6 protein-coding genes are annotated in these 13,430 nt (G+C 49.5%); 3 read left to right on the top strand and 3 right to left on the bottom strand.

Going from position 1 to position 13,430, the window contains the following annotated elements:
- Positions 1-499 precede the first annotated feature (499 nt).
- Together ACYSNS_RS04800 and ACYSNS_RS04795 are read left to right on the top strand one after the other, a co-directional pair.
- Positions 500-1,714 (top strand): MFS transporter, encoded by a 1,215-nt coding sequence (locus ACYSNS_RS04800; RefSeq protein WP_461722010.1) that lies wholly within the window; start codon positions 500-502, stop codon positions 1,712-1,714.
- 205 nt (positions 1,715-1,919) lie between these two features.
- Positions 1,920-8,843, top strand: coding sequence for an inverse autotransporter beta domain-containing protein (locus ACYSNS_RS04795; protein ID WP_461722009.1), 6,924 nt, complete (start codon positions 1,920-1,922; stop codon positions 8,841-8,843).
- 224 nt (positions 8,844-9,067) lie between these two features.
- Here the strand turns inward: ACYSNS_RS04795 and ACYSNS_RS04790 are convergent, their stop codons facing one another.
- The gene (locus tag ACYSNS_RS04790; protein ID WP_461722008.1) at positions 9,068-9,763 is read right to left on the bottom strand and encodes a GntR family transcriptional regulator; all 696 of its coding nucleotides are present in this window, start codon (positions 9,761-9,763) and stop codon (positions 9,068-9,070) included.
- Positions 9,764-9,949: 186 nt separating this feature from the next.
- Between ACYSNS_RS04790 and ACYSNS_RS04785 the strand changes: the two genes are divergently transcribed.
- Positions 9,950-10,978, top strand: coding sequence for a trans-3-hydroxy-L-proline dehydratase (locus ACYSNS_RS04785; protein ID WP_461722007.1), 1,029 nt, complete (start codon positions 9,950-9,952; stop codon positions 10,976-10,978).
- A gap of 312 nt (positions 10,979-11,290) precedes the next feature.
- On the opposite strand, the gene prmC is transcribed toward ACYSNS_RS04785, so the two are convergent.
- A complete protein-coding gene (prmC, locus tag ACYSNS_RS04780) occupies positions 11,291-12,154 on the bottom strand; it encodes a peptide chain release factor N(5)-glutamine methyltransferase (RefSeq protein WP_461722006.1) in 864 nt (287 codons plus the stop codon).
- Positions 12,147-13,226, bottom strand: coding sequence for a peptide chain release factor 1 (prfA, locus tag ACYSNS_RS04775; protein WP_461722005.1), 1,080 nt, complete (start codon positions 13,224-13,226; stop codon positions 12,147-12,149). Before prfA ends, prmC begins: the two co-directional genes overlap by 8 nt.
- Positions 13,227-13,430 lie beyond the last annotated feature (204 nt).

Genomic DNA, 13,430 nt, shown 5'->3' with positions numbered 1-13,430 from the left:
CGGACGATTGTTGAATGCATGTGTTTCGTCGAATTTTCATGCTCTTGACAAGATCGGACTATAGCGCGAGAAGAACAAAGCTTGGCAGCGCTCAGAGATGCCTTTCCGTTGCCATCGCCACATCATATTTGCTCGAAAAACCGGCTATCTCCGGCTGAGTGTCCGATGCTTCCAGTCATGCTCTTTCGATCAGCATTGAGCGTTCATAACAACCGACAAAATCATAACGGAATGGGTTGTCTATCCCGCGGATGCGTTTCAAAGTTTTGCGGACACGCTTCTTTTCCAAACGTGTCTTATATTTATAGAAGCTGGAAAAATAGACAATCCAGCGAATTGTCTATCCCGCGGATGCGTTTCACACTTTTGAGGACACGCTTCCAAAATCGCAGCTCACGAATTATTGACGCGTCATATCGGCAATATGAATACACAACTGCGTAAAAATCATATAGCCCGAAGCATAACATATGCGGGAAGAAATAATTGGAGAAAGCCGATGATGTCCGCAACAGCCTTCGAGGCTGAGATTGGCGTAAAGAGTGGTACAGCTTTATATCGGCGTATCAGCATAGGCATGTTTTTTGCCGGTTTTGCAACCTTTTCCCTGCTTTATTGCGTTCAACCCCTATTGCCTTCCTTTGCCAGCCATTACCACATCACTCCGGCACAAAGCTCGCTTGCGCTTTCACTGTCCACCGGGTTCCTCGCATTTTCAATTCTCCTCTCCAGCGCGTTTTCAGAGGCCTTGGGTCGGCGTGGCCTCATGGCGATATCCATGGCTGGTGCGTCGTGCTGCAATATTGCTGCAGCCTTTGCTCCCGACTGGCATTGGCTGCTGATTGCCCGCGCATTGGAAGGTATCCTTCTGGGAGGCGTTCCGGCTGTTGCCATGGCCTATCTGGCGGAAGAAATTGCCCCGTCAGGATTAGGCAAAATTATGGGGCTATATGTTGGTGGTACAGCGTTTGGCGGCATGATGGGGCGCGTCGGCATGGGCGTGTTGATCGAATGGTTCGATTGGCAATGGGCATTGGCGATCATCGGTATTATTGATTTGTGCGCCGCTGTGGCATTTTATTTCCTCTTGCCGCTATCGCAAAATTTTGTTGCGCGGCGCGGCTTCAATGTTCACCACCATTTGCAGGCATGGATCGGGCATATCGGCTCTGTACGCCTGCTCTATCTGTTTCTCTATATTTTCCTTATTTTCGGTGTTTTTGTCGCCATCCTCAATTATACCGGCTTTCGGCTGAGTGGAGCACCGTTCTTCCTCTCACCAACACAAATTGGCTTTATTTTTATCAGTTATATAGCCGGCATGATCGTGTCTCCGATTGCAGGTAGTCTGACCAATCGATATGCACGTAGCACATTGTTATTTGTCGCCGTGGCTATTCTCTTTGCTGGGCTGCTTTTTACGCTAAGCGAACGTTTACCCCTTTTTATCATCGGCATTATTCTTGTTACGATTGGCTTTTTTACGGCCCATTCGGTTGCCAGCGGTTGGGTAGGCCGCATTGCCGTTGGAGCAAAAGGCCACGCATCGGCACTTTATCTTCTATTCTACTACCTCGGCTCCAGTTTTATCGGTGCCTTTGGTGGCTGGTTTTGGTTTCATGGCGGCTGGAATCTTGTCATTGCTTTTACAAGCGTTCTTCTGCTCGTTTCGCTTATATTCTGCGTGTTGCTGCGCCAGCGTGAAAAAGCTTGAACAAACGCCTCCCTTATACACAGAAAACGCCGCATTTTTTACGTATGTCTCCCCTAAAATACACGCTAAGCTTGTAAAAACGATATAAATCTTTATCATACAACCTATTATTGCATAAACAGTGGTCAGGGTTGGAACATTGAGGGGCATAAGTGTACGGTCGGCAAGGGGCGTCGCCGTTACAACAATTCAGTTGGGAGTATGTTTGTGTCTGATACTGATTGCACTCTTTTATGCGCAATCCGGTTATGCGCAAACACGTCCGTTTGACAACGCTCGCACGTTTCCTTCCCAATCCAATCCAATCGAAAGCCGTTTGTTCGCAGATAATGGCGGATCCATCGGATATTATGCAGCTTCTCCCTATTCGATAGGTATTGATGATGAAGTGCCGCTGGAAGATCAAAAACGATCGGGAGATCCTGTCGAACGATTGATTGATCTTGGTTTGGGCTTTGGGTTTAGTCAGGCTAATTCCGGTGCGGAAAAATTGTTTGAAGGTTTTTTCGATCAAGGACAGGCACGTCTTAATTTTCGCTTTGATCGCGACGGGAAATTCAATGGTGAAGGAGACCTATTGGTGCCGTTTTACGACGGCAGCTACACAACGGTGTTTACCCAACTTGGCTTACGTTCGATGGACAGTGAAGATAAAACACGCTGGATTGGCAATATTGGCATTGGCCAGCGCTGGTTTCCTTTTGCCTCGGCGCTTCCACCACAAGCTGAGGGATATGATGCCGGCCCCCTTATGCTGGGATATAACCTATTCTACGACCACGACTTCACCCGCAGCCATCAACGCGCGGGTGTAGGATTCGAGGCACAATATGACTGGCTTCGTCTTTCAACCAATTTTTATACACCGCTATCCAGCTGGAAAGACTCGCCTGATTTTGACAATGCAATGGTCGAGGAAAGGCCCGCCAAAGGTTGGGATATTCGTATCAAAGGCTATTTTCCGTCTTACCGTCAGGTCGCATTTACCGGAAGTTACACACAATGGTCGGGCGATCAGGTTGGGGTTTTCAGCTCGAACACCTTGGAAAAAGACCCCAAGGTGTGGTCCTACGGCATGGAATATACGCCGGTTCCAGCAATTACCTCATCTATAAGCCAGCAGCGAACCGAACGCGGCCAAAACGAAACACGGATTAAATTGGGCATGACCTATCGTTTCGGCATTCCTTGGAAGGAGCAATTCTCGGCCGACAACGTCAACAAATTACGCACAGTTCACGGCAGCCGTCATGAGTTTGTCGACCGTGAAAATAAGATTATTCTGGAATATCGTGACAAACCACTTTTGGTGCAGCTCGGTGGATCGCAGTTTGAAGGAGTAGCCGGCAGCGAAGTTGTAGTCCCGTTCACGACGCGCTCCGCTTCAGCCATCACCGCAGTTGCGTGGGAGGGCAGCGGCGCGCCTTTTCTGCGCGCGGGCACGCAGACCGAAGGCCGTTTTCTGCTTCCCGCATATCAGCAGGCAGGAAATAACAGCTATGCTGTTGCTGTGAATATTGAAAATGAACGCGGGCAACATGCCCGATCCGATTTCGCCCAGCTTGTTGTAAAACCAGATACATCAACCTATCGCTTTACTCTATCCGCTTCCAACATGTCGCCGGTTGTAGGCGACAAAATCGGCATCGAAGCGGTATTAAACGATGGCACAAGTGCTGTTGCTGGCGAAGCGCTGTCTTGGTCGATGACACCTGAAGCGAAAAATGCAATCAGCGGAGATGAAATAACAACCGCTGAAGGCAAAGCTCGTGTGACAATCGATACAACCGCAATGGCGATTGGCGAATACACTTTGACGATTGGGCTTGCTTCCAATCCGGCAATCTCTGCAACAATCAAAATTTCACTGAAAGAGCCGCCAACAGCTTATCAGTTCAACATGCGGATGAGCCCCGAAAAGCCAAATGCGGGCGATCTGGTTGAAATCCAGATCCAGTTGAAAAATTTCGATGCCTCCGTAGCCGGCGCTACCTTACGATACGAAATCACATCAGGTGATGGTACAATAGAAGTGCACACCGTGCGAACAGATGCACAAGGCTTCGCCACCTTCACATGGCGGGCAGGAGCAACCGATGCACAGATGCAGATATCAGCCGAATTGGATGGCGTAACATTGCTGTCCCAGAAGTTTACCCTCACACTTCAACACGATTACCTGCTGACATATAGCTATACGCCTGCCATCGCAAAACCCGGTGATAGTCTGACATTCAATGTGACAATGCAGAATGGTTCCGTTGGCATGTCCGGCCTCGACCTTGTTTTATCATTAAGCAACGGAGATGGTGAATTATCGGCGACTCAATTGAAGACGAATACCGCCGGAAAAGCATCCTTTACCTATATTGTCGGTCAAAAGGACACGCAGTTAAAAATTGAAGCACCAACTCTTTCCTTTGTGAAAGAGATCAGCATTCCTGTGCAATCTGCCTATGATTTGCGTGTGGACATAGACAATACAAATCCCGACCCCGACGAGACGGTGACCTTCAATGCGACTTTGATGAATGGCCCCTTGCCAGTTGAGGGTACATTACTAACGCTGGCTTTGGCCAGTGGCAATGGCGTCGTTGAAAAGGCATCGGCAACAACTGATGCAGATGGGAAAGCGATATTAAGTTATCATACGGCAATGTCCGACAGTGCTGTAAGCCTGCTTGTATCGGCAGCATCACCGGTCTCATTGAATCAGGAAATCCATTTCAACGTGGTATCGGCATTTGAGTTGAACCACCGGCTGATGACAAAGGTAAGTCCTGGCCAGGAAGCCAAAATGATGGCAAAACTGACCAATAAAACCAGGCCGGTTTCCAACCAACCGCTGGTGCTGGAACTTATGTCGGGCGGCGGCAGCACCATGACCAATACCGGTTATACTGATAGCGACGGTGAAACAATGCTCAGTTGGCAGGCAGGGACCGATAAACAGGCCGTCCTTAAAGTTCATGCCGGTTCGCCCGAATTTTTCAGCAAGATTATCACGACCGATGTTGTCATGGACTATCAATTGGTATTGACAGCGGATGCAGGTTCCATCAAAGCCGGAACGCTGACGGGACTGACCGCTACCTTGACCAATGGCGGCATGGAAATGGCCGCAACCGATCTCGTATGGAGCGTTACACCGCTAAAGGGCGTTTTGACAGCCGATGTTGTCACTGACACCAAAGGGCAGTCGCGGGCGCACTATCAAGCGGCGGCTTCAGGTTCGGTGATCATCCGTGTCAGTTTGGCAGAAGACCCGACCATCTTTGCAGAAACAACCATCACAATCCTGCCGGCCTTTCGGCTGGAGCTTGCAACATCGCATGACATCATCAACAATGGCGGTGACGTTACACTTTCAGCCAATCTCCATGATGGGCCCGAACCTGTCGCAAACGCCGCCATTATCTGGCAAATCATTTCGGGCTCCACAGGCCAGGCTATCCTGCAAGCCGACCGTACCAATACCAATGAAAGCGGTCATACAGATGTGATTTTGACGGCTCAAAAGGGTGGTACATTGACCATACGTGCAACATTGGACGCACACCCTGATATTTATAGGGATGTGGACGTGACCATAGCGCCGGATTATCGTTTGAAACTCCGCCCTTCGACAAACGTCATCAATAACAAAGGCATTGTCACGCTTGAAGTGGAAGTGAATGATGGTGACGTCAAAGTTCCAGATGCAATTATCAATTGGTCGATCGTCAGCGACAATGACACAAGCGGACGCGCGATACTTGCAGCCCCCGTATCCACCAGCCAAAGCAACGGCATTGCGACAAACCAACTGACCGCCACGCGTGGTGGCAAGGTGACTTTGCAAGCAGCTATGGGCGCATTTCCGGCAATAAAAACACAAGCTTCTATTGACATTACACCGGTTTACCTTTTGACCGCGAGCCCGGCCGCATCAACCATAGCACCGGACTCCGAGACTTCGGTGACAGCCACCTTGAGAGATGGGGATAGCTATATAGAGGGCGAAACAATCAACTGGACGATCTTTGACGGCCACGGCAGTGTCAGCCCGCAAAGTTCAGCGACATCCATGAATGGACGCGCAGTCACAACCTATACACCGGAAGGTGGCGGCATAACCGTTATTCAGGCAACCATGGAAAGCCAGCCGTCAATCGTCGCGCAAGTATCAATTACGGCAACAGATGCTTTTACTTTGACGTTTTCGGATTTGACACAAACCGTCAAGACCGGTGATACCGTAGCGCTTACAGCGAAGTTGAAAAACGGTTCTCTGCCAGGTGGAGCAAAAAAGCTTAACTGGTCAATCCTGTCAGGGGGCGAAGGTTTGGCCAGTCTTGATATTTCAAGTCAAACGACGGGAGATACCGGTCTTTCGCAGGCGATGTTGACGGCAAATAAAGCGGGTGACGTCACCGTTCATGTAGCCATGGCAGACCACCCCGATGTCTATGCCGATTACATCATCACCATCCACCCTGACTATTCCTTAAGCATAAAAACGATGCCTGAAACCGTTGCAAACGGCGTGGCGGCTGACATGGCTGTCAGCCTTTTTGATGGCAATAATGCTGTAGTGGGAAAATCGATCAAATTCGGTGTTATAGCAGGCACCGGAGACGGCAATTTTTTCCCTGCCACAAGTCAAACTGCAACGGACGGCAGTGCGCGAACAGTCTTCACCCCGACCCGATCGGGATCATTGACGTTCGAAGCACAGATGGGCGATGACGAAGCGATAAAAATCACCCGATCGATTACCGCCACGCCTAGCTTTTCGCTAAGTCTTGAAGCATCCACCGCAACCATTAAAACCGGTGACAGCCTAAGCATCACCGCTGCACTGATAGATGGTCAGAATGACTTTGATGGGGCAACAATTCATTGGGAAATCGTGGGTGACACGCAGGCAGCGCGACTGAGCAAGACGAGCTCTGTGACAGCACAAGGAGGCACGGCACAGACGACGCTTATTGCGCTCAAAGCCGGGCATGTGAAGCTGCGCGCCTATGTCGGTGACGACCTTTCGACTGCACAAGATTTAGAATTTGATATCTTACCACATTATCTGCTGACTTTTGAAAGCGGATCAAGTGCGATCATGGATAATATGCAAGCCTTGCCGATACGCATTCTATTGAAGGATGGCGATAACCTTGTCGCCAATAAGGATATCCGTTGGTCTATAGCGGCAAGCGGCAAGGCAAGCGGTACACTCAATCTGTCCACATCACAAACTGACACCAACGGCAACGCCGAGGCCATATTTACAGCAACAACGGGTGGAACCGTATTGCTGCGTGCGACGCTTGCAGATATGACAAGTGTGACAGCCACACAGATAATCACCATCAAACCGCGTTACAGCCTCGACTTCACTGTTGCCAGCAGCACATTGAATAATGATGCGACAACGCTTCTGACGGCAATTGTCAAAGATGGGCAAACGCCGGTAGAGAACAAGCTGATCGACTGGGATATTAACACGACAGGCGATAATGCCGGTTATGGCTTTATAAGTCAGGATAGTACCGCCACCAATGTCACCGGCACAGCCACTGCCATCTTTACCGCAACAAAAGGCGGCACTGTCACGCTTAAAGCATCCCTAGACGAGGACAGCACGCTGACACGCAGTTTAGAAATCACAATCAATCCAAGCTTTTCCATCACGCTCAAACCCAATCCTGCCAATTTGGGAAATGGTGAAACAAGTTCCATCACTGCCCATGTGAAAGATGGTAACACCAGTCTGCAAGGTTTGACCTTGCAGTGGCAAGTTCTATCCGGTTCGGGAAATTTCAGCCAGGAACAGACTATCACTGCTGCGGATGGTCGGGTGATCAATACATTCACACCGACGACCAGTGGAGATGTTATTATTCGTGTCAGCTTTATGGATGACCCTTCCGTGTATAAAGATTTGGTCTTCGCCGTTGGTAGCGAATTCCGCATCATGCTCGACGGTGAACAACGAACGACAAAAACCGGTCAAAGCGTCAACCTTTCGGCATTGTTACGTGACGGTGCCGGTGTTGGAATGGGCGAAGATATTGTCTGGAGTATTATGTCTGCCAGCACCGGTAAGGCGCAATTGACCACCCTTAGAGGCACGACAGATAATGATGGAAAAACAGCGACGACACTCAATGCTCTAGGCGCGGGTGATGTGATTGTTCGCGCGGAAATGGCTTCGCAACCGTCTATTTACGCTACATTCGGCATCATTATCGAACCTGCTTACAGTCTTATCTACAGTGCTGCGACCACGGAGTTGAAAACGGGAGATGTCACTCCACAAAGCGTCACTCTTTATGACGGCAGCAACCGTGTCAGCGGAAAAGATATTGCATGGTCGGTTCTGGAAGGTGGCTTGAACAGTGATCTTAACAGGACGCAAACCCAAACCGGAGCGACCGGTACGGCGAGCGTTAATTACAGCCCGTCGGCAGCGTCTGCCAGGGTGGTCATCCGTGCGCAGCTGGCATCTGACCCTACCGTCTATATCAATAGTCCAGCGTTGAAAGTCGCACCCAATTACCAACTGAGCACAATGGCAGATGTCACAAGTGTCAATACAGGCGCAACGATCAATCTCAAGGCCAAGCTCTTGGACGGGGCCATGGCTGCCGTCGGGCAAGTGGTACAATGGAGTGTGGTGGGCGGAAATGGTGAGGGTGATCTCTCATCCTATGCCGATGTAACCGACATTAACGGTCAAGTAACGACAGTTTTGACGACACAAAAAGCCGGCAGCTTGACATTAAGGGCAAGCCTGCCGTCTAATTCATCGATCTATCAGGATATCACGGTCAGCATTGTACCGTCCTATCGAATTGCTATTGATCCGCCGCCGTTTTTAGACATCGGCCTGTTATCAGCAGTCGAGATTTCGGCGACTGTCTATGACGGGAACAAAAGAGTCGAAGGCATTACAGTCGACTGGAAAGTGACCGGTATTGGCTTAGGGATCGGCATATTCAGCCCTAAATCGTCCGATAGTGACGAATTTGGCCGCGTAACGTCCTATCTACGCGGTACCGGTCTGGGTTTCATATGGGCAACTGCGACCGTACGTGGCTATCCAGAAATCAGTGATAAGATCAAGATGCGTATTATCAATATTCTTTAGAACTTCAAATCCACGCACATGCGGAAATCGCATCAGGAATCGTGCAATATTTCAAATAGAATATCGAGCTTTAATAAAAAGCCACGCAATAGATCAGGCTGGAACCATCTTGTTGCAAAACTTGGAGGAAGCTTGTGCATAGACATTGTTAGCGCCAGCAAACCAAAAGCCCTTAATCGGCAATTTGACAGCCCACCCTCGCCACTACCCTTCTGAAACGCCGTTTATTTCAGTTTTGTTTCGTCAGTTTTTTTGATGGTCGGCAGATTATCGAGAAGTGAACGGCGTGCGTCCATGATGTGATCATAGGTCAAGGTTTCTGCAAGGCTTACATCACGTGCGCGTACCGCGGCAAGTATCTGGCGATGCTCGTTATCGGCCGTGCGTTTCCCATGTGAAAGCGTCAACTGTACCCGCAAATAGCGCTCCAAACGATCATAAGTTGTGCGGATGGCATCAATCAGATAGGGGCGAGCAGCGTCTTCATACAACGTTTTATGGAAGTGCCAATTTAATTCCGACCACCGCGCAACATCGGTTTCATGCTCAAATGCCTCACAGTAAGATGATGCTTTTTGATAGGTTTCCTCATTCATATTCGGCACGGAACGCTTGATCGCAGCCGCTTCCAAAATGGCTCGTAGTTCGAAGATTTGCGCAATTTCCGGCTCGGATAATTTGGTAACGATGGCTCCTTTGTTGCGGCGGAATTCTACGAGTCCTTCCGCTTCTAGCCGCTTTAAAGCTTCTCTTACCGGTATTTTACTGACATTGAAAAGCGCGGCAACATCATCCTGACGGATGGGTTCCCCTTCGTCTAACGTTCCGTCGGCAATCGCTTTGCGCAGATGGGCAAGGATGACATCTGATGCAACGGGCGCTTGCCCAAGATCAGGTGCTTGTATTTTCATGACTGGCATAAGTGCGCCTAGGGTTGCTGTTTAAAATGGATCGAGCTTTCGGTTTACTTTTAACGCAAGTGCGGAGCTTTGCAAATCTGTCACCTCATGGTTGGCTGTAACCAATTTGATCGCCATTGACACACGTTCGATTTTATTTATTGTATATCGTATACGATATATATGAGACCTAAAGGGAGGAAAGCAATGCGGACGTCGAAAGTCATACATGTTGTCAGCTGTCATGCAGAGGGCGAAGTGGGCGACGTTATTGTAGGGGGCGTACTGCCGCCACCCGGTGCAACGATCTGGGAGCAATCACGGTGGATTGCCGCAGATGAGACGTTGCGCAATTTTGTGCTCAATGAACCGCGCGGCGGCGTATTTCGTCATGTCAATCTGCTTGTTCCGCCGAAAAATCCGAAAGCACAAATGGCTTGGATCATTATGGAACCGGCAGACACCCCGCCAATGTCCGGCTCGAACTCGATGTGCGTCTCGACAGTCCTGCTCGACACCGGCATTATTCCGATGCAAGAGCCGGAAACGCATCTCACGCTAGAGGCACCCGGCGGTCTTATCGAGGTTCGCGCCGAATGCCGTAATGGTAAAGCCGAGCGTGTGCATATCACTAATGTTCCGTCTTTTGCCGGACAGCTTGATGCAAAAATAGAGGTTGAGGGTATCGGCACTTTGACGGTTGATACGGCCTATGGCGGGGACAGTTTTGTCATTGTTGATGCTGCCGACATGGGTCTACGTTTACAACCCGATCAGGCAAAAGAAATCGCTGATATGGGGGTAAAAATCACCGCAGCCGCCAACGAACAATTAGGGTTCAAACATCCTGATAATGATTGGAGCCACATTTCTTTTTGTCAGATAACCGAGCCTGTCACTGAAAAAGATGGCGTGTTGTGGGGTAAAAATGCGGTTGCTATCCGTCCAGGAAAAATTGATCGGTCTCCCTGTGGCACGGGCTGTTCTGCACGCATGGCAGTTTTACATGCAAAGGGTTTGATGAAAACCGGAGATCGTTTTGTTGGCACTTCCCTGCTTGATACCGAATTTCATTGCAGTATCGCCGGCACATCCGTCTTGAATGGTACCCCGACGATTAAACCAATCATATCAGGGCGAGCTTGGGTGATCGGTACAAAACAACTCATGGTCGATCCATCCGATCCTTTCCAACAAGGCTATAGACTGTCCGATACCTGGCCGATGCCACGTTAGCATTCTATACAGGCGCTTATTCTATCAAGGTTTACAGCATTTTTAAGGGCTGCATCACACATGATCATGCAGCCCAATCTATCCATATCTATTTCAAGCAGCAGGGTCTACCCTGGTCAGTAGGAAGGAAAAGTATAAGGCCTTATGCCGAGAAAGACGAGAAGAGCCAAGGGAATGATCATATTTTCAGAGCGCTTCGACAAAATTATTGGCAAAATCATCTATATCCCCAAGGGACACAAAACAACCAAGCCCGCTTTTGGCACAGCGTCATGTCAAAAAATTGGTCCAACATATACTGTTTGATCGTCTTCAACGCGCAAACAGCAATGCACGGGTAACGCCAGATAGATCTGGCCGGATTTCCAAGCAACGGAAGCCTGACTGCATGAAAAGCGCGCTGACATCGCGCTCTTGCCCAATACCTATCTCGACGGCGATATGTCCTGTTTTTGTCAAATATTGTGCACTTTGTGTTGCAAGCGCACGATAAAAATCCAAACCATCCTCCCCGCCGACCAAAGCACGCAGCGGATCGTGGTCACGAACCTCGCGGTCAAGTTTCGCAATATCGGCTTGCGGTATATAGGGCGGATTGGAAACGATGACATCAAACTGTCCTGTGACATTCTCAAACCAATCGCTCTCACAAACAGCCAGCCGATCAGCGACGCCTGCATTTTTTGCGTTGGCGACCACGGTTTGCAACGCCCCTTTGGCTATATCCACTGCTACGGCACGCGCTAACGAAGCGTGTTTTAGAATGGCAATCGCAATGGCACCGGTTCCCGTTCCCATATCCAGAAGGCTGACATGGCCCTTCGTCATTGCAACTTCTGCTATGACAGGTAGGATCAGATCAACCAAGGTTTCCGTATCTGGCCGCGGTTCCAATGTATCTGCTGAAAGCGTGAACGGGATACCGTAAAATTCTCGCTCGCCCAAAATGCGATGAACCGGCATGCCGGAAAGACGTTTTTCAACCGCCACATGAAGCTTTTCAACTTGATCCTCCGGTAGAAACCTTTCCGGCGTCAGGAGAGCATCCTTGCGGGTCGTTTGCGTTGCCCATTCAACCAATAGACGCGCATCAAGATCAGCATTTTCCAATTTGTAATCACGCAGCAATCTTCTTGTTCGTCCGATTGCATCGGCAAGCGTGGTCACATCAACCATTTTCGCCCATCTCGGTCAGCAAAGCCGTCTGATGGTCTGAGATCAATGCATCAATCAGTTCGTCAAGCTCGCCTTCCATAACGCGATCAAGCTTATACAATGTCAGATTGATGCGATGATCGGTCACCCGTCCCTGCGGGAAATTATAGGTACGAATACGTTCCGAGCGATCCCCTGATCCCACCTGGTTTTTCCGCGAGGCAGAACGTTCACTTTCTGCCTTTTGGCGTTCCATATCGAACAACCGGGCGCGAAGAATTTGCATGGCGCGAGCGCGGTTCTGGTGTTGTGATTTTTCTGCCTGAACCACCATGATTCCTGTCGGAATGTGGGTAATGCGCACCGCAGAATCGGTTGTGTTGACGTGCTGACCGCCAGCTCCCGAAGCGCGCATCGTATCAATACGGATATCTTCCTGACGGATTTCAATGTCAATATCCTCTGCCTCCGGTAAAACTGCCACCGTTGCCGCCGATGTGTGGATACGGCCACCGGCTTCGGTCTCCGGCACACGCTGGACACGATGGACACCGGACTCAAATTTCAATTTGGAAAAAACACCTTTTCCAGAAACCGTGGCAATGATCTCCTTATATCCACCTACATCGCCATCGCTGGCCGAAACCATTTCCACTTTCCAACCGCGACCACTGGCATAACGTTCATACATACGGAAAAGGTCACCCGCGAACAGTGCAGCTTCTGAACCGCCCGTCCCTGCCCTGATTTCAAGAATAGCGCTTTTTTCATCTGCTGCATCCTTTGGCAGCAACAATATCTGGACTTCCTGTTCGAGATCGTCGATTTTTTGTTTGATCGTTGGCAACTCGTCTTCAGCAAGCACACGCATTTCAGCATCGGTTCCATGGTCAGCCAACATGGCTTCAAGATCTGCGGCTTCGCGATGGGCGGCATTGAGCGCACGTATTGGGCCGACAATAGGCTGTAATTCAGAATATTCCGACGCAAGCTTCACATAGGTTTCCGCATCCGGATTGTTTGCCATCTGGCTTTCAATCATCTCGAAACGTTTTTCAAGCTGGTTCATACGATCTTGCGGTAGAGCAACCATGGGTCTAACGGGCCTGTTTGTTTAACGGATTGAAATTAGCCGATCATATTCATAACCGATTTTTTCCCCTCTGATAATGCAGCAAATGCATCTTGCCAATGGCAAACATCTGCATAAACAACGCATGGCGCAAAAACTTAAGCCCATTTGCCTTGAAATCGAGGTTGCAAACTGGATGCCATTGTTCAAATTGACTATGGTGAT

The organism is Bartonella sp. LJL80, from assembly GCF_054871565.1.
This window is presented reverse-complemented; position numbering and strand designations above follow the sequence as displayed.

Bases quoted from the DNA above. Each gene is read 5' to 3' on its own strand.
- ACYSNS_RS04800 (WP_461722010.1), top strand. From the start codon at position 500: ATGATGTCCGCAACAGCCTTCGAGGCTGAGATTGGCGTAAAGAGTGGT.
- ACYSNS_RS04790 (WP_461722008.1), bottom strand. From the start codon at position 9,763: ATGCCAGTCATGAAAATACAAGCACCTGATCTTGGGCAAGCGCCCGTT.
- ACYSNS_RS04785 (WP_461722007.1), top strand. From the start codon at position 9,950: ATGCGGACGTCGAAAGTCATACATGTTGTCAGCTGTCATGCAGAGGGC.
- prmC (WP_461722006.1), bottom strand. From the start codon at position 12,154: ATGGTTGATGTGACCACGCTTGCCGATGCAATCGGACGAACAAGAAGA.
- prfA (WP_461722005.1), bottom strand. From the start codon at position 13,226: ATGGTTGCTCTACCGCAAGATCGTATGAACCAGCTTGAAAAACGTTTC.